A 19,188-nucleotide genomic window follows, 5' to 3' on the forward strand; every position below is an offset into this window, starting at 1 on the left:
CTAATTAGTAAATCAGGGGAGAGTGTCATGGATCATAATACGAAGCATTTACACGAGGCTTTAATTGGTTGCTATACCGCTCACAAAAGATATTGCGTTCAGCAGTTTCAGAAGTTAAACCTAACCACAGGACAGCCAAAGGTCTTGTACATATTACTGAATAATGAAGGTTATCTTCAGAAAGAGTTAGCTCAACGATGTCATGTTGAACCAGCTACTATGACCTCTCTTCTTAACAATATGATAAAAAAGGGACTGATTTATAAGAATATAGTATATGTCTCTGGTGGGAAACGTGCGTATGCCATTTATTTAACCAAGGATGGATATGACATGGCTCTTAAAATAAAGAAAATCATTGAAGAGGTAGAAGAAATCAGTTACCAAGACTTCAATGATAAGGATAAACAGTTATTGATGGATCTATTGAATCGGATCCAGACGAACCTGGAAAAAAAATAAAGGAGTTATCATAATATGAAAGTGTTATTTTTATTATTGCAGATTTCGTTCCTACTACTACTTACCTCATGTTCCGGCAAAGCTACGGAACCCTCCTCGAAACCCTCCACTAATGACAATGATCAGTCTACAGAGCAAGAGGAAGCTTCTCAGAAGGAAGCAAATACAGACAGTGTAGTCACGAAAGAACCAATAACTGAGCAGACCTCCAGTAAAACTTCAACAGAAACCACTTCCAATGACGATGTACAAAGGGCATTCCCCGTAGTCGATGAAATTCCTGCTGAGTATCTTACGAAAAGAACCGATCATAGTGGCTCTATAGAAACAGTCACATATCAGACAAAGGACTACTTTGGTGACGGTTCCGAGATTACGAAGAAAGCATATGTATATCTTCCATATAACTATGATGAAGCCAAGCAGTATAATGTTTTATATCTTATGCATGGTATCGGCGGCAGTGAAGATGAATGGGGCATGAATAATGATTTGTCCCTTGTTAAAATCATGATGGATAAATTAATTTATAACGGTGATATTGAGCCCTTTATCGTTGTAACTCCAAACGGACGCTCCTGCGCTGATTTTGCCAATACTTCCGCGGATTATAACTCCTTCTACATCTTTGGCAAGGAATTGCGAAATGACTTAATCCCTTACATAGAAAGCAAGTATTCAACCTTTACTGACTTTAAGAAAGATAACTACTATCTGGCAGAAACCCGTGATCACCGCGCAATGGCAGGTCTTTCCATGGGCGGTATGCAGACCATTAATATCGGAATGTGTGAGAACCTTGATATTATCAGCTACTTTGGCGCTTTTTCCGCTTGTCCCACCACGAACACCTCTACTCAAATTGCGGATAAACTGAAAGAGTTTCCAGACGAAACGATCCATTTCTTTTATAACATATGCGGTACGGAAGACAATGTTGCTATTTCCAGTGCATCCGCTGCTGTTTCTTCCATCACGGATTTGACGGATAAACTGGATGACAGTAAGAATTTTATCTGGCAAGAAGTTAGCGGCGGCCACGATTTCAATGTATGGTATCTGGGCTTCTATAACTTTGCCAAAATTGTATTTAATCATAATTAATTACTATAAAAACCGCCACAACTCTCTCTAAAATTGTAGATTGGAGCAAGCTCCTGGACCATCGGTATGTCCACTTTATTCTTTAATGATACTAGTAACATGTTTAGCGAGCTTTCCGCAAATTGCAGCATGGGTTGTTGAATGGTCGTTATAGTTGGATTCGAGTAATTGAAATACTCATTATCACCAAATACTAATATCTCTATATCAGCTGGAATATTAAGTCCGGCTGATTTGCATGCGTTCAATACTCCTGCAGCATTTCTTCCGTCCATAACAAAAAGCGCTGTCGGCTTAATCTTATTGGACAGTATTTTTATAGTGGATTCATAACCGCTTGCATAATTACGTTCCTTACAGTAGGATATATAATTATCATCAATATGAATGTTTTTCTCCTTACAGCATTCTTTAAACGCCAATTCAATTAACTGAGCTGATTTTCCTTTTGTAGATAATCCGATCAGTCCGACCGTTTTATGATTTCTTGCATAAAATAAATTAGCACAGCTTTCACCAGCATCATAATAATCAATCATAACACTATTATATTTTTTTGTATTCCTACCAACTAATACAATAGGAATATCAAAATCATTCTGTTCAAGAAATTGCTGATCTTCATTTGATATTCCCCCAATAATTGCTCCATTAAAATGATTGCTATTTATTGATGATTTATATTTTTCAAGATTCCCAAAATCATACGGCTGTAAAACCAGTTCTATAGCAAGATTGCTCTCCTTAATTGCACGATATAACCCCTTTAAAAACTGCCCCAGTAAATCATCCAGATATTCTTCTCTCCAAAATAAAGCTATAATATATGGAGCCTCCTCTTCCGCTGACTTTCTAAGTCTGCGGGCATAGATATTCGGCTGATAATTCATTTCCCTTGCCATATCTTCTACAAGCTTTTGTGTCGTCTTCGAGATTCTCATCTGATCGCCTCTTCCATTCAAAACAATGGAAACCGTTCCGGAAGACAAGCCCAGTCGCTCGGCTATTTGCTTTATTTGTACTGTTGCAGTACTTTTTTTGTTCTCCACTTATATCCCCCATTTTTTACTTTTATCTTAATAATAGAATAAGTAAATTTTTATGTCAACATGAGAACGGGCTGTTGCATAAATAACAGCAGGAATTATGACTTACCATATGTGAGGTAAGTCATAATCCCTGTAAGATTAATATGCAACAGCTCCTATGTAAATTAACATACACTAACACTTTTTGATTTGGTTTTATTTTGATAAAGGTTAAATACAATCATAGCTCCAATGATAAGCGCTGCACAGGTAAAATACATTACCATATAGTTAAAACAATCCGTAATTTTACCGCCTATAATGGGTCCAAGACCCTGACCTATATCCGCACCTATGTAGAAGGTACTCGTAGCCACTCCGACTCTACTGGCATCTACCCTTTTGATACATTCGGTCTGTAATGATATCTGTCCTGATCCCTGTCCCATGGATTTTAATACCGAGGCAATGATTAACCAGCTTAATACTGGTGCAACACCAATCATCATCATCGATACCGCTGTGATAATTAAAGAGATATTCACTACAAGTGTTAATCCTTGCTTATCAATAACGCGACCTATAAAAATACGCATACCAAATAACACTATAGCACCCACAGAAAAGAAAAGACCAACATTTGCGATCTGCCTTTCTTTGCCCAATAATATCAGAAATGAACTAACGATACCGTTGCTAAATGAGAACATCCCACCAATAATTGAATATACAATAACCTCTTTTGCTATTAATGAATTTATCGTAATCTTGATCTTTTTGTCATTTTGGTTACTTCTCTCCTGAGAATACGGCAGGAACAGAAGCATAACTGCAGCAATAAAGGATAGTAATGTTATAATAAGAAACATTGGCTGAAAGCCAAAACTATCTGCAATATATACCCCAAGATTAGGTCCTATAATCTGTGAAATCACCTGTCCAATTCCATAATAGCCTATTCCCTCACCCATTCTCTCCTTTGGAATATATTCAGTTACAAGTGCGATATTCGTAGTACTGCTTAGTCCAAATGCGACACCATGTAAAACTCTGAAAAAAAACAACATAGGTATCTGATCGGATAAAGCATAACCTAATGCAGCTACACCAATGAGAATGTTGGCTATGATACACAGATGCTTTTTATTAAATCTATCTACTGACATTCCGGCCAACGGGCGAACCAACAGTGCTGAGATGGAAAAGATCCCCGCTATAATACCGGCTATTGCAAGAGAGCCATTGATGGCCATCGCATAATTTGATATCATTACATAGACCATGTTAAATCCCATGGTAGTTAATAAACTGACAATGATTAAAAACAGAAAAGGTCTCGTCCATAAGGCTTTTGTATTTTCTTTATCTCTCATTCTATCCCCCTGTGTACGCAATATAATTTCATGTTGAATATGATACATAATTCTTTAAGATGTCTATTTCACCTTGTAGCGAAGCACATTCCAGCTCAGCGGTGGTAACGTAACCTTGTCTGTAATCTCAATTTCCTTTGGAACAACTCTTGTCGGATTCTTTATGGTATTCATAGCTAGAGGCTGATCCTCGTGAAGCTGTATATGCTGAAGTAACTCTACCTTATCAAACTGAGGAATACAATTGAATTCTACAGTCTCACGTAAGTCCAAGTTGACAGCGAATACCGTAAGGCTACCAGTCTCCTCATCATATACACCTGCTGTCTGAATATATGGTTGTTCTCCATAATTGTCGGTTTTCTTCATCGGGCTTATAAGTGACGTACGTAGTGCAACGCCTTTCGCATAGGTAGCAGCATGTTGAAACGGATAAAAGGTTGTCTGCTTATATACTCCTCCCTCCGGATCTACACCGATAACACTTCCTATCACAATTGACTGACATGCTATCTTAACTCGATCACACCGATTAATAAATGAAATCAGAATACTTCCAAATAAGCAGGCGTCAATTAGATTCGTACCCTCGGGTCTTCCTCCCGGTTCAGGCAGACTGCGCTCACTCCAATCGAGCCCTTCTGCCTTTGCAGTCTGACTCGACATAATACCCCATTCATCAAAGCAAATATTTATCGTCTTATTAGAGTATTTTAGTCCCTTCACATAATCTGCAGCAGCACAAACTGTATTGATAAATCCCGTTAAATCCCTAGCGATATAGGGAAGATCCTCAGGAGTAAAATCAGCTGGAAAGACTGTTCCCTTCACGCTTTCCGGATCATAATTATAGTAACGATGCAGAGATAGATAATCCACATTCTCATAGCATTGTTCCAAAACCACACGATCCCATTCTGGAAAAGTAGGATGGGTTTTATCATTTGCGCAGCTACCGCAGGCTACAAATTCAATATCAGGATCCACTATCTTCATCTGCTTTGCAGCCTCATATGCAATTCTTCCATATTCCATGGCAGTTTTTTCACCCATCTGCCAGGTACCATCCATTTCATTACCAAGGCACCATAGTTTAATATTATGAGGTTCTTCATGACCATATTTCTTGCGTAGATCACTGAAATAGGTTCCTTCCTTCATGTTGGTATATTCCACTTCATAGGAAGCCTCCTCCGGTGTACCCGTGCCAAGGTTAACAGCAAGCATGGGCTCTGAACCAGCCTTTTTCACCCAATCCGTATATTCATCGATTCCCATATGATTATTCTCAATCATTTTCCATGCCTTTACAAAACGTTTTGGACGTAACTCCTTGGGCCCAATTCCATCCATCCAGTGATAATCTGATACAAAATTGCCTCCTGGATAGCGGATCGCTGTCGATTTCAATTCGCGCATCAATTCTAATACATCTTTCCGAAAGCCTTGCTCGTCAGCTGTTGGATGATCAGGATTATAGATGCAGCCATATACTATCTTATGTATTGATTCAATAAATGTACTAAATATACGCTGATCTACCTTGTCGATGGAAAAATCCTTGTCTAATTTCAGTGTCGCTTTTTTCATGTTCCCATTCTCCTTATATCTTTTTATTATTATAGTTTATTATTACTTCTACTTATATTGGGCTGTTGATACCCCTAATTACATTGGCTTAGATCAATTTGATAGGTTGGCTGCTTTATTAGCAATTTCGTTTTAGCAACTACTATTTATAGCATAACATATTCATAAAATAATTTCATTATTTTTATGTAAATTAATGAAAAAAAGCATTAATAAGCTAAGATAATACATTAGCTTATTAATGTTTTTCACATGAATTGCATATATAGATTAAATTCGGTCTCTATTCTTTTACACCACCTATGGTAAGTCCTGTTACAAAATAACGCTGTAGGAACGGATATAAAGCTACTATAGGAAGACAGGTTAAGATTGTAGCTGCAGCACGAACGGATGTGGTAGTTACTTGCACAGTACCTCCTGCACTAGCAGCCTGCGCGGATTGATTAGCATCTCCACTTAACTGGCTAACGGAGGACAACAATTTCATAAGTTCATACTGCAATACCGTCAGGTTGTCTGCCATTCGGTTATAAAGCATCGTATCAAACCAGGAATTCCATTGTCCGACCGCAATAAACAAAGCTACCGTTGCAAATACAGGTTTACATAAAGGTACATATATTTTTACAAATATTTTTAGATACCCTGCACCATCAATTTGTGCTGACTCTTCCAAGCTGTCCGGAAGCCCATTCATATATGTACGAATAACTAGCATATTAAAGGCACCCACCATACCAGGAATAATATATACCCAGAAGCTATTCGTAAATCCTAACGACTTATTCAGTAAGAAAACAGGAATTAAACCACCGTTCACATACATAGTCAGTACGTATAATAAGGAAATGTGTTTTGCAAAAAGAAATTTTTTACGTCCTATAATAAATGAAATCAGTGCTGTTGTGGAAAGCTGTAATACGGTACCCACCACTGTTCGAAGTACAGAAACAGTAAGCCCTGTCATAATGCTTTCTTTTTTTAGTACTGTTTTATAATTCACTAAGGTCCACTTTCTTGGCCATAGATAGATACCACCACGAAGTGCATCGATACCTTCATTAAAGGACACTGCTAAAGTATTTAGGATCGGATATATGGTTACGAAAACAAATATAGTAAGTATTAATCCAATAACCAATGAATAGAGAAAATTCTTTGGAGATATTTTCTTCCGTTTAGGCTTATATATTATTTTTGTATTGTCCATTTAATACTCCCTCCTAGAATAATCTTTCATCACCGGTTGCTTTTGCCGTGGTATTAGCAAGGAATATTAAGATAATACTTACAACACTCTTAAAAATACCAGCTGCTGTACCAAGCGAATAATCCATCTGACTGATACCAAACTTTAGTACATATATATCTATTGTCTGAGATACACTTTGTACAATACCATTACCAAGTAAATACTGTATTTCAAAACCGGCATTTAATACATTACCTATATTCATTAATAAAAGGATGAAAATGGTAGGTTTAATCCCAGGCAACGTAACATTCCACATTTTTCTGAGTCTTCCTGCTCCATCAATGGATGCTGCTTCATATAAATCAGGATTGATGGCAGTAATCGCCGCAAGATAGATAATACTGTTCCATCCTGTTTCCTTCCATACGTTACCAAACCCTACAATCCACCAAAACAGACTTTTATATGTAAAAAAGTTGATAGGCTCTTTAATTATGTTCAGTCTAACAAGGATATCATTCACGATACCGCCATCAATGGATAATACATCCTTTAATATACCGCATACAATGATCATGGATAAAAAGTGGGGCAAGTACGACACTGTCTGAACGAATTTCTTTGGCCCTTTATGTACTACTTCATTCAAAATAAGTGCAAATCCGATGGCAAATACAAAGCTTAAAACCAAATTAATAACACCCATTGCAAGAGTATTACGAATTACACGGATAAAATCAGGATTATCCACGAATAAGAATTTAAATTTATCCAGTCCTACAAACTCCGACTTAAAAAAACCCTTTGCCGGCTTATACTTTTGAAAAGCCATGATCCAGCCAATCAATGGGACATAGCTAAATAAAAGCACATAAAATACATAAGGAAGTGATAATAATATCAATTCTTTTTGCTTTTTCATTTCTTTCCAGGTAATTTTCGTCTTAACTTCCTTTACCTTCTCTGGTCTTATACGTTTTGCTCTAGTCATTGAAATTACCCTACTTTCAATTCATATTATTACAGGTGGCTGTGGCAACACTGCTTTACAACCACCTGCTCTTAGTTTTCAGTAGTTACAAAAACTATTCTATCTTACTGTCCGCTTACATCCTTACCTTGAACCAGTTTGATTCTATCATATACCGCTTGCTGAACCTCAGCAAAGAAGTCTTCCGGTTTTACAGCCTTATAAGCATCTACATAATCCTCCCATGATTTCTCAAAATCCTCTGCAATAACTACTTGAGGAAGATACTGCTTCTTGGTTTCCTCCATCTTGGTCCATGCAAGTCCGCCAGGTGTTTCCGTTGTCATTTCACCAACGAATGACCACATAGGATACCAAGGCTCTTCAAAACCATCAATTTCATTGTAGTCAAGCATTTCAACATAAGTCTCTGCGCCATAGGCAGCTAAACATTCCTGAACCTCAGGTGTTAATCCAGCGAAGAACTCAGAAGGCTGGGTATCCGGAGTTGCTGCATTCTTACCATCCGGATTCATACCGGAGTAGTTCGGGAAGTAACCATATCCACATATATGAGAAGCCTTGTAATCAGAATTCACTGCATTATCTCTCATTTCCTGTGTTCTATAGTAAAGACCATTCTCATCAACTAAGTAGTCCACGCCCTCTATTCCCCAGCTACGAAGTGTAATGATTTCAGGTGACAACAAGTCATTCACAAATTGTAATGCACCTTCTACATCCTTACAGCTGGTTGTAATACTTAATCCACCAGAAAGAACCTGTGCCTCATTTGCAGCATAGTACATTTCATTCATTCCTGGTTCAATCGTAATTCCAAGTGGAACATAGGTACAGTCATTCAACTTCTGACTCTTGATAGAATCTTCAGCTGTCTGGAAGTCCCAACGCTGTTCTACCATACAAAGTACACGACCTGAAGCAACTTTCTCAAGGAACTGGTCATGGTTCATTGTCATGAACTCAGGGTCAATGATACCCTTCTTATATTCTTCGTTTAGTTTCTGGAAGTATCTCTTAGCAGTAGGTGTCATGTTGTAATCTGCTACCTTATAGGTTGCAGGATCTACGATACAACGTCCGTTATTCGGCCATCCGTCTAAGAATTGAGGCGGATTCTCAAGGCAGAAGTAATACCAGTCATAGCATAGAATTTCAAACGGAATAACCTGTGACCCATCAGGCATTGTGGGATTTGCCGCATAATATCTTTCTAAGAGATCAAATAACTGATCTAGGGACTCTATCTTAGGATAATTATCCCATTTTAATACTCTTGTCTGAATCCAGAAGGCTTCACCACTCTGTTGAGTATCCATCAGTTTTTCATTTATATTACCGAATTGAGGAATGGAGTAGATGTGTCCATCTTCCTGTCTTAGTGAGTTCCACTGTGTCTCATTCCAGAAATTCTTTATATTCGGATATTTGTCTAAATATTCATCAATAGGAACCAGCGCACCGGCTTCCTGTAACTGAGGTGTCCAGTTAATAAAGTCCGGATATTCTCCACTTGCGATTAACATACCAACTGCTTCTTCAGCTGTTTGACCTGTTAACCAGGTTTCCTTACATTTCGCACCAATCTTTTCAGCAATGATCTGCTGTATCTCATTATCATCATTAAGTTCTATGCCCTGTCTGTCAAAAAAGGCTGTAAATTCTTTGATTTCCTTTGTTTCTCCATCTTTTGTGTCATCTGTGTCTTTTTTATCCGAGGTTTCTCCAGTAGTAGGAGTAGATGAATTATTAGTCTCTACGTCCTTTTTTCCACATCCCGCGAATAACGTCGATACCATGGCAACACACAAGAGTATAACTAAAACTCTTTTTTTCATAACTTTCCTCCCATAATATTTTTTTCACTCTTCGAGTGATACCCTATATTATCACATTTGCACAAATTAAGATTCATGCAAAGTATAGAAAAAGCCACCACAAAGTATATATTTGTATAATTTGCAGTGGCTTTCTCCTATGTTTTTTAGTAATATGTTATGTTACTTTATTAATATGTAAGTTCTTTCTTCGGAATCTTGTCGGAGTATCTCCATAGACCTCTTCAAATTTATTAATAAAATACTCCTGATTTTTGTAACCTACATCAATGGCGATTTCATACATCTTCTTGTCGGAATATAGTAACAGTTCGGCAGCTTTATGAACTCTGACATTATTAAGATAATCCTTGAAGGTACACCCTCGTTTCTTTTTGAATATCTGACCTAAATAGGCACTATTGATATAATACTTCTCACTAAGAGACTTCAGGCTGATATTGTCTGCATAGTTCTGTTGGATATCATCTTCGATTTTATCCAGGATTCCCTTATCAGAATTTTGTCGAAGCTGTGCCAGATAATCCGAATATTCCAAGACAAACTGTTGGAATTTCTGTTCATTCTCATTTTCTCCATTGGATGTATATACCGTTTCACGAATATATTGCATAATTTCTTCCTGATCGATATCAGCATCTTGGTTGTATCCAAGCCCCAATAACCGGTATAATAGATATTGAACATTGCTATTAACAGCTTCCGGATCAAAATCCTTACTCATAATACTCCGGTAAAAGTTCTTAGCCATCACCTTAATCTTAACCTTATCGTTGATTTCAATAACATGCAACAACTCATCCAACTGCTTTTTGAAGCTGGCTGACTGAACTACCTGCACATCAGAATCTCTTTTGCAAAACCGGCTCGTCCTACCCTCATTCTTTTTACAGAACCGGAAGGATCTAATCATTAGTGCTTCGCGAAAGGATTCAGAAAGTAAACGGAAACTCTGGACCATGTTTCCCATACATGCGATCACTTCATATCCCACACGCTCTGATAACTCCTTAACCAGCCTATTTAACCACTCCTGTTGGGTCAGCCCGGTTTCATTCGCCATATTGCTGCAATAAATAATTCCTATATCATAGCACTCTGTATGTTTCATAATGTTAAAGACAATATGGTTTGAATAATCCTTTAACAACAAGGTGGTATAATTATAAAGCTTTCTCTGTTGAGCTCTTCTACTGTCTTCTGATAGAATCACAAATCTTTCATCATTAAGCGACAGCTCACAATGGATATAAGCAATACCGTTGGTATGTAGAATTCTTTCCTGAACATACGATAAATTAATACAATCGTATTTTCCCCAGATAATTGCGAGTAAATGGCGATCCAGATATGCTTTTTCATATGCCTTAGTCATTTTTTCAATTCCTGCATTTCTATGGAATTCCTCTACAATTTTGCGAATTGTTGTAAGAAGCTCGTCTTTTTGAATCGGCTTTAAGATATAGTCACAGCATCCACATTGAATTGCCGTTTTAGCATACTGGAAATCATAAAATCCACTTAATAATACGAATCTGGCTGTACTAAGCTTATGATTATTTACGTAATGGATTAACTCCATACCATCCATATCCGGCATCATAATGTCTGTTATAATCAAATCATACTCATTTTGCTTCAATAGCTGAATTGCATTTTTACCATCGGATGCTTCTCCAGCAATATAATAGCCTTCCGCCTCCCAATCAATTAAAGCCTTGAGTCCTTTTCTGATATATGGCTCATCATCTACAATTAACACTCTTAGTAAGGGCACTCCGTTTTTCATCATAGAATATCCTTTCAAAAAACTACTTTCGTCTTAAATTCTCAAGCAAAATTGCAATAATAACACAGGTTCCTTCATGTTCTTCACTTTCTATCGTAATTTTAACCTGATTCCCACAGTATTTTTTCAAGCGGACACATGCATTCAACATACCAAGCGATGCAGAATTCTGCAAACTGTCAATGCTTGCCTCATTAAGTGATTTCTCAAGACTTCTTACCTGTTCCTCGTCCATTCCTATACCGGTATCTTCTATTTCAATAAATAGATAGAAATTCTCTTCGTAAACTTTTACAAAAATCGTCCCGAAATGTCCCTCCCTGTTAAAGCCATGAACACAGGAATTTTCAACGAAGGTCACAAGTACCAGGCTTGGTATTAAGTAATTATTACAGTTCTCTTGTATACGGAATTTATAGTTAAACCCATCTCCGAATCGGTATTTCTGAAGACTAAGATAATCCTTCGTAAATTCAAGCTCCTGCTCAATTGTTATCAGATCCGATCCCCACTGGGCACTTTTTCTCATTAGTTTTGCAAGACTTTCAACCATATGTGAGGTCTCATACTCACACTTTATTACACTATGCATTCTTATACTTTCAAGGACATTAAATATAAAATGCGGATTAATCTGGCTGTATAAGGCCTGTAGCTCTGCCTGCTGCCTGGCCAGATGCAGCTCCTGCTGCTCAAGCTTACTTTTATATTCGTATTCGATCAGGTTCTTCATTCTGGTTGCCATCAGATTATAATCATCAAGCAATTCACCAATCTCGTCCTTCCCTTCTGTTGTCGGTATCAGATCGAATTGTTCTCCTTTAATCATCTTCATATACTTGCCTAACATCAATATTCGCTTTGTAATAGAACTGCTGAATAATGTAAGCATAATCGCCGGAATAATGGCATCTGCTAAGAACAAACCAATGATTAGCCAGAACTTATTGACTAATATTGAAGTATAATCATACCGGTAATCCTTTAAATAGATATCAAAATCAAAACCATAGATTGAATAGGACTTTTTATTTTGAATTTTCATATTGGCTATTTTCGAAATATCTTCATAGTCCTTTTTAATACCCTTATCACTGGGGTCATTACTGAAGATAATCTTATTCTGATAGCACACATATACTGTCGTATCAAAGGCCGAACTATCAATTGCCTCACTGATCTTTCCATAATTCAGATCAAGCTTTACTATTTTCTCAATATTACTAAACTCTATGTAATTTAGCTTTCTGATTACTGACAGCATTCGATTTGTATGATTAATATAGATTGAATCATTATAGTAAGGATAGATCAGCAGATCAACATTTGCCTTCACAAATTCCTTATACCAGTTCTGATTCTGTATCGTATCAATTCGATAAAATCTTCCTCCATTAATCATCGACTTATTGTCAGAGTAAAGTGTAATGTCACTAATTAAGTGTTTCGAGCTCGCGTAAAAAATGTAATTCTCAAAAACACCATTGTAAGCACGGAAATACTCAATATCATTTTTATAATTTGTGTCTAGAAAATTTCTAATAGATTTACCTGCATATATGTCGTATGTAACATACACAGCGTTTTCCAAAGAGGAGGAGATATCATGAGCAACTGAATTCGCAATATTATCAATATTTTCTTTTCTTTCTTTACTAGATGCACCTAATATGTTACCGATCACCACGATATTTGTCACAAGAACAGGCACTAATACACAGAATACGTATAATAGAACTGTCTTATTCTTTATCTTACGGTTATTTAAATTAGAATGCAGTTTATTGATTATTGAATTCAGACATTTTACTGTTTTTCTTACTTGGGTAACCTTCTGATCATCCTTCATCACTCATTATGTATCTCCTCGTTTGGAATGACTAATTATTTACTAACGTCTCTTACTCAACTTTAAATTTCTTAACTTCCTGAACAAGTACTTCCGCGTTCTGATTAAGCAATCCTGCTGCATTATTAAGGGTTTCAACTGATGACAGCTGATTAACGGAAGTCTGGTTAACCGTATTGGTGGAGGCAGCAATTTCTTCTAGAACGGCTGATATATTCTCGATTGCACCTAGAGTACTCACTCTTGCTTCTTCAATATTTTCGACATTCTGAGCAATATAATTTAGGAATACCATGAGCTTTTCTACACTATCATTAATATTCTGATAGGATGCTGTCGTATTTTTCACCGCATTGGTTTGAAGTGTAAGCACATCCTCTGCTCTCTTTGCTGTCTCCGCAGCCTTCTTCGTGTCATTTTGAATACTTTCAATAATCTTCTTAATATCGTTAACCGAATCCTGAGATTGCTCTGCCAGCTTTCTGATCTCACTAGCAACAACTGCAAAGCCTCTTCCGAATTCTCCTGCTCTCGCCGCTTCAATGGATGCATTTAAGGAGAGGAGATTGGTTTGATTAGCGATCTCGTTAATAACATTAATGATTTTACTTACGGATACGGACTTCTGATTCAGTCTCTCGATATCATTAATAATATCGGTTGCAATTTCAATCGTAGACTGCGTTTGATTGTTTAGCTCCTCTGTAACAATGGTGCCTTCCTTAATACTAACTCTGGTTTTATCAGCTATCTGCCCAATTTCCTTCGTATTGTCATTAACCAGTTCTATCTTTTTAGATAGGTTATCCATCTGAATCAAACACTCTTCCGCATCCTTTGCCTGTTGAGAAATTCCCTGTTCTATCTCAGACATAGCTGAGGAAATATCCTTCGTAGACTTCAAGAAGTTCTCAGAAGTAGACGTAACATTCTCTGCTGAATTGGAGACTTCCGTACTTAAATCATTCACACGCAGAATCAGCGCTTTCATATTGGAAAATGTATTCTGTATCTCCTTAATTAAGATATGGAACTCATCTTTTCTCTTCGAGCTAAAGGTTACCGTCATATCTCCTTTTGCTGCTTCCTTCAGTTTCAGAATAATTTCTTTAATTGTCTTATCAATACCCTGTGATATCATAATAGCAATTCCGATGGCTACAATAATAGCAATGACTACAATGATAATCGTTATGTTTTTGATATTATTGGCCTGGCTATTAATAACGGTCTTAGGCATCAACGCACAGAGCATGGAGCCTGTGCCTCCTATCTTCGAATACATAAATAAGTATGTTTTTCCATGATAGTTAACATATGCCGAATCATTTTGCTTGTCTGAATTTACTGCATTCTGATAAAATTCCTCGTTGGTAAAGATCGCTTCATTTTCACTATTCTCTGTAGCGTCATTCGCTTCAGAAGTAGTAATTTCTTTGCCGTCCGGAGTGATGAGTGCCAAATATCCTGACTCATGGAAATTAAGGCCCTTCAATATATCATCAATAGTGCTTTTGCTTATATCAATTATCACAATTGCGTCAGATTTTAAATTCTTAATTAATCGGATTGCATATTCCGGATTATATCTTGTACTTGTCAGATTGGAGTCAAGGTATTCATTGGAACCAACCCATACGGATTGAAGGCGGCTTTGCTTTACCTTTGCTCCCAACTCTGTTTCGGTAAAACCTTTGTACAAGCCACTTGGATAGCTGTTACCATCAGTAGAAATACATTTCACTTCGTCCGATATAAAGAAGATATTCTCAATAAAATCATCAGAAACCTGCTTTGTTAAGGCCGAACTGCTTATGTAAGTATAGGAATTTCTGTATTCCTGATTATTAATATCATAGAGTCCCAGATAGAAGTTCGCTATCGTCTTATCATTTACATATTGAACGCTGGTAGCCTCTATTGCATCAAGACCAAAACGAATATATTCACCTGCCATATTAATAGTATCCGATGTAGACTTTTCATAATTCTTCTCGATACCATTGGATGCTACCTGGTATGATACAACACCCAGTATTATGATAAATGCAATTGGAACCAAAAAGGATGCAATCAGCTTTGTTCGAATTGTCGTTTTACCAATGTCGAAATACTTTAGAATACCTTTTTTGGGCTTGTTATTGGCTTCATCATTACCTTTTTTTTGAAAATTCAAATTACTAAATAGTTTTTTAATACCCACTCCCATTTTTTTCATAGCATACCTCCTGCCATCATCCTTACTAAAGTAAATTAGAAATTATACATCTCATTCGTTACTAATCAATTAATCAAGCATTTCTTCCTTAATTCTTTCCATAAGGAATTTTTTGAATTCCGTCTCGCCTTCTTTTTTCTCAAGATAGGATCCCTCGTCGGTAAAAATCATGTCATAAGGTGTCTCCTTAGTATAAGGACTCCAATATGGCATATCACTTCCATCAGCGTCCTTTCCATTAGGATCTCCGTTCTTAATGAAATTACAATAGTAATTACACATCAAACGTGCAAGATCATAGTGTTTTCCTGTGAATGGTCTCCAACATTTTGCCAGCGTTTCAAAGAAAAACCATAGATCAACTGAATGGAAGTTGCCCGGATTATCCCAACCTGGAATGTTTGCATTTAAGCAGTAATAGTAATTTTGAGAATTTCCGTATTTCTGATTCTGTAAGAACAGGCTCTTAATGGTACACTCAATTCCACTGACGGATGCATAATGATTTCCCTCCTTTTGCCAAGCTTCTTCCAGCTTCAGGAACTCTTCAGAATGTGATCCGAATAGTTCCTCTGCTTTCTTTTTGAATTCCTCATCAGAATTGGCTGTAATAAAGTTCAGGAATTCACCCATCGTATTACCGGACATTACCGGAACTCTGGCATGTTTATTATTCATATATAATGCAATAGGATCGCCTATACAGAACTTTCCATCGTTAACCGTAAACATCATCTCATTACTCTTATAGAACTCTGAGTATTTATCACGGATATAAAAAGCATCCAGCTTCCTTGCCTCGTCTAAGCTCTTAACTCCGATAAAATCAAAGAACTTCTTTCCCAATTCCTCCGCTTGTGAAAGTGTCTTAGGCTGTCCAATCGTAATCTCCTTGTAAGGACTGTGAATCATAGCACTTTGGATTATGGCCTTTTGAAATAACCCGAAATTATCCGGGCAGGTCATCTGTGACAGAACACTTCCACCACCGGCAGATTGACCGGCTATTGTAATATTCTCAGGATCACCACCAAAGGCACGAATATTACGAATTACCCACTTAAGGCCTGCCTGCTGATCAAGATTACCAAAGTTAGCAGGCGCCTCAGGTTGCTCTGCCGTGATTTCTGGATGAGCTAAGAATCCAAAGACATTAAGTCTATAATTCACGGTAACAACAACAATCCCTCGTCTGGCAATTCGCTCTCCATCAAACTCCATCTCTGCCGGGTATCCCCACTGCAGGCCGCCACCAAAATACCAGACCAGTACGGGCAGCTTGTCATCTACGCTCTTTGCATTGGTCCATACATTAAGGTAGAGACAGTCTTCATTCATTGCAATCTCAGGATCCACATGCCATTCTCTGATGTAGATATCATCTCCGATACCAGGTGTATCCTGCATAGAAATTGGTGCAAACCGATATGCCTCCAGGGTACCCTCCCAATTAGGACAAGGTTGTGGAGCACGCCATCTGTTTTTTCCAACGGGAGGTGCCGCAAACGGGATTCCCTTAAAAGCTGTAATTCTCGGATCGGCGGCTTCTATGCCCTTAACCATGCCATTCTCTGTCATTGCTGTTCTAATCATAAAAACTCCTCCATATTCCATCTTATTAAGTCAGTTCCTATTTATGAATTTCACTCAAATAACCTTGATGCTCGCTTCTATTTATTTGATTTTCTCGGATCGATTGAATACACCTCGCCGGTTTGCAGCTTATGAAACGGTCCGGGTGAACGTTTTTCATCTTTGGTAGCCGTTCCATAAAAATCATTAGATACCAGAGAAGCATTCTCTACCTCTTTTATATCAGATGGATCGTATATAAACTGATGTTTCTCTAATTCCTGTCTCCATACATTCCGTAATCCATTTTCTGCTTTCTTTAATTCCATTGTATAGGTCTCGGTATTAATTTCAATATCAAACCAGCCCTCCTGTCCCTGTAGATCAAATCCATAGAATTCTTTCCAAGCCGGAAGATCCAGACATGCCTCCGGTGCGGGATACATAACTCTAAGATAACCTCCTGTCTGCTTTACATACAGATTCCCCTCTGCTTCATTTTTCTCAGTCGGCATTGTAATTGCTGCTTCACCACATTGATAAAAAATATTATTAAACAAACGTGCATCCCTGGAGGTCCCACCTCTAAGCAGACCATGCATTCGAAAGGCAACCGGCTTTGCATAGTATCCCGATCCTCGGCAATTGCCAATCAGGTTGTTAGCTATGTAAAGATGATCCGTCCCTTCTCCATAAATAGCGTAACCATTAATCACATCATGTTCAACTAGCTTGTACCATCCTGAAGAACCCGGTTCCTTCGGTATCTTCTGAGGATCAAATCTTCCTTCCACATTCCAGAAAATATTATTATCGATCAGATTTACCCCATCTCTGGTGCATTCAATAAAGATGGCTTCCCGTTGTTCTATCCCATCCAGGAACAGATTTTGTGTAATTCGGTTATTCTCATTTCCACAATCTAACCATAAATGATCCGCACGGTAGGTCTTGGTAAAAATATTTCTACGTATCAGACAGCCAATACTATTATGAGCTTTCATTGCACCTGCTTCCCAGGAAAGCTCCATCTTCTGCCACCCAGTACCTTCTATTATATTGTCTTCAATCAAATAATGCTCAGCAAATAAAGCGGCAATTCCACATACTCCTACATTCCTGATTCTACAACCACGAATGATACTGTATCCGATTAGCTGACCGGGCTCAATATCATGATGCCAGCACTCATTACCAATGTCGATACCTACTGCATTGGACCAGTCAATCTCACAATCTTCAATAATCCAATGATGACCTCGATAACATGAAATTGCTCCTCGTTGTGGAACTGGTGCTCCGGTAGCTGCATGTGCACAAGTTAATCCCTTTAATTTGATATAAGATAAGAACGGTACCTCCGGAGCGAAACACTGCTCCCTGCTTGTAAGCTCAATTCTGTGATTGGATGGGTGATCATCATTCTTCAATCGAAAATGCACTGTCTGTCCGTTCGCTTCTACCCAGAATGACCCCTCCTGCTGAGATAACTGATTATATAACGCAACCTGTTGAAGAGGTTTTCCATCACAAAATATCATACCCCTGCGATTCAAATAGGTTGTCATATCTGTCTTATCATATTCAATAAAGAGTCTGTCATGAAGAATATTCACCAGGCAGAAGGGGTTGTATCCTTTAAAATCTTCCGGATTTAATCTGATTTGCCATACCTGGATTAAATCCTCATCCTTTATTTTATCAAAGTTAGGAGAAAGTCTCCAACCCTTACTTTTTTCAAATTCAGTAACCTCAATAGAGGCTTTAATTATTACTTCTCCATCGCCGTATGCTTCATAGCATATCATGCGCTCCGGATTCTCGCCCCCTTGTGCAGGGCGAACACATTCCCGGTATTCTCCTCCATGGATCCAGACACGAGTTCCCGGTGTTGCAATTGCTGCTGCAGCATTTATTGTTTTATACGGATGATCCATAGACCCATCATTGTCATCCGAAGCATGTGGATGATTACAAGCCACATGTAGTTCCCGTTCATACTCTTGTTTAACTTCCCAGAAATCAAATTCGCAACCATCGGGAAGACGCGCTGTTAAATCCATATATAATTCATCCTCCATTATGTAAGAGGACTTGCCAGGAGCCGTACCGCTCCAATAACAAGCCCTCCTCTCTGATCTGTAATTTTGTCAGTAACTAGATTGTTGTATTATTG

Annotated in this window: 13 protein-coding genes; 2 read left to right on the forward strand and 11 right to left on the reverse strand. The window is 37.8% G+C overall.

The features are described from left to right. The first annotated feature begins 27 nt into the window (after positions 1-27). Positions 28-462, forward strand: coding sequence for a MarR family winged helix-turn-helix transcriptional regulator (locus H0486_RS13355; protein WP_228353466.1), 435 nt, complete (start codon positions 28-30; stop codon positions 460-462). A gap of 15 nt (positions 463-477) precedes the next feature. Further along, positions 478-1,566: an alpha/beta hydrolase gene (locus H0486_RS13360; RefSeq protein ID WP_228353467.1), complete on the forward strand. Its 1,089-nt coding sequence runs from the start codon at positions 478-480 to the stop codon at positions 1,564-1,566. Here the strand turns inward: H0486_RS13360 and H0486_RS13365 are convergent. The 11 genes from H0486_RS13365 to H0486_RS13415 all read right to left on the reverse strand — a co-directional run bounded on the left by H0486_RS13365 (position 1,563) and on the right by H0486_RS13415 (position 19,075). Beyond that, positions 1,563-2,615, reverse strand: coding sequence for a LacI family DNA-binding transcriptional regulator (locus H0486_RS13365; RefSeq protein WP_228353468.1), 1,053 nt, complete (start codon positions 2,613-2,615; stop codon positions 1,563-1,565). The genes H0486_RS13360 and H0486_RS13365 overlap by 4 nt on opposite strands. 164 nt (positions 2,616-2,779) lie before the next feature. Continuing rightward, entirely contained in the window at positions 2,780-3,967 is a 1,188-nt protein-coding gene (locus H0486_RS13370; RefSeq protein ID WP_228353469.1) for an MFS transporter, read from the reverse strand. A gap of 63 nt (positions 3,968-4,030) precedes the next feature. Next, positions 4,031-5,557, reverse strand: coding sequence for an alpha-N-arabinofuranosidase (locus tag H0486_RS13375; protein WP_228353470.1), 1,527 nt, complete (start codon positions 5,555-5,557; stop codon positions 4,031-4,033). A 283-nt stretch (positions 5,558-5,840) separates the two neighbouring features. Continuing rightward, positions 5,841-6,770 carry a carbohydrate ABC transporter permease gene (locus H0486_RS13380; protein ID WP_228353471.1) on the reverse strand — a complete coding sequence of 310 codons (930 nt, stop codon included), beginning with the start codon at positions 6,768-6,770 and terminating at the stop codon, positions 5,841-5,843. 13 nt (positions 6,771-6,783) lie between these two features. Further along, a complete protein-coding gene (locus tag H0486_RS13385) occupies positions 6,784-7,746 on the reverse strand; it encodes an ABC transporter permease (RefSeq protein WP_228353472.1) in 963 nt (320 codons plus the stop codon). 104 nt (positions 7,747-7,850) lie between these two features. Next, positions 7,851-9,584, reverse strand: coding sequence for a type 2 periplasmic-binding domain-containing protein (locus tag H0486_RS13390; RefSeq protein ID WP_228353473.1), 1,734 nt, complete (start codon positions 9,582-9,584; stop codon positions 7,851-7,853). Positions 9,585-9,741: 157 nt separating this feature from the next. After that, entirely contained in the window at positions 9,742-11,376 is a 1,635-nt protein-coding gene (locus H0486_RS13395) for a response regulator transcription factor (protein WP_228353474.1), read from the reverse strand. A gap of 19 nt (positions 11,377-11,395) precedes the next feature. Further along, the gene (locus H0486_RS13400; RefSeq protein WP_228354437.1) at positions 11,396-13,222 is read right to left on the reverse strand and encodes a sensor histidine kinase; all 1,827 of its coding nucleotides are present in this window, start codon (positions 13,220-13,222) and stop codon (positions 11,396-11,398) included. A 52-nt stretch (positions 13,223-13,274) separates the two neighbouring features. Further along, positions 13,275-15,440: a methyl-accepting chemotaxis protein gene (locus tag H0486_RS13405; protein WP_228353475.1), complete on the reverse strand. Its 2,166-nt coding sequence runs from the start codon at positions 15,438-15,440 to the stop codon at positions 13,275-13,277. A 69-nt stretch (positions 15,441-15,509) separates the two neighbouring features. Then, positions 15,510-17,033 (reverse strand): carboxylesterase/lipase family protein, encoded by a 1,524-nt coding sequence (locus H0486_RS13410; protein WP_228353476.1) that lies wholly within the window; start codon positions 17,031-17,033, stop codon positions 15,510-15,512. A 77-nt stretch (positions 17,034-17,110) separates the two neighbouring features. Beyond that, positions 17,111-19,075 (reverse strand): right-handed parallel beta-helix repeat-containing protein, encoded by a 1,965-nt coding sequence (locus tag H0486_RS13415; RefSeq protein WP_228353477.1) that lies wholly within the window; start codon positions 19,073-19,075, stop codon positions 17,111-17,113. Positions 19,076-19,188 lie beyond the last annotated feature (113 nt).

Source organism: Variimorphobacter saccharofermentans (assembly GCF_014174405.1).
GTDB lineage: Bacteria > Bacillota > Clostridia > Lachnospirales > Lachnospiraceae > Mobilitalea > Mobilitalea saccharofermentans.

Bases quoted from the DNA above. Each gene is read 5' to 3' on its own strand.
- H0486_RS13355 (WP_228353466.1), top strand. From the start codon at position 28: ATGGATCATAATACGAAGCATTTACACGAGGCTTTAATTGGTTGCTAT.
- H0486_RS13360 (WP_228353467.1), top strand. From the start codon at position 478: ATGAAAGTGTTATTTTTATTATTGCAGATTTCGTTCCTACTACTACTT.
- H0486_RS13370 (WP_228353469.1), bottom strand. From the start codon at position 3,967: ATGAGAGATAAAGAAAATACAAAAGCCTTATGGACGAGACCTTTTCTG.
- H0486_RS13375 (WP_228353470.1), bottom strand. From the start codon at position 5,557: ATGAAAAAAGCGACACTGAAATTAGACAAGGATTTTTCCATCGACAAG.
- H0486_RS13380 (WP_228353471.1), bottom strand. From the start codon at position 6,770: ATGGACAATACAAAAATAATATATAAGCCTAAACGGAAGAAAATATCT.
- H0486_RS13385 (WP_228353472.1), bottom strand. From the start codon at position 7,746: ATGACTAGAGCAAAACGTATAAGACCAGAGAAGGTAAAGGAAGTTAAG.
- H0486_RS13390 (WP_228353473.1), bottom strand. From the start codon at position 9,584: ATGAAAAAAAGAGTTTTAGTTATACTCTTGTGTGTTGCCATGGTATCG.
- H0486_RS13395 (WP_228353474.1), bottom strand. From the start codon at position 11,376: ATGATGAAAAACGGAGTGCCCTTACTAAGAGTGTTAATTGTAGATGAT.
- H0486_RS13400 (WP_228354437.1), bottom strand. From the start codon at position 13,222: ATGAAGGATGATCAGAAGGTTACCCAAGTAAGAAAAACAGTAAAATGT.
- H0486_RS13405 (WP_228353475.1), bottom strand. From the start codon at position 15,440: ATGAAAAAAATGGGAGTGGGTATTAAAAAACTATTTAGTAATTTGAAT.
- H0486_RS13410 (WP_228353476.1), bottom strand. From the start codon at position 17,033: ATGATTAGAACAGCAATGACAGAGAATGGCATGGTTAAGGGCATAGAA.
- H0486_RS13415 (WP_228353477.1), bottom strand. From the start codon at position 19,075: ATGGATTTAACAGCGCGTCTTCCCGATGGTTGCGAATTTGATTTCTGG.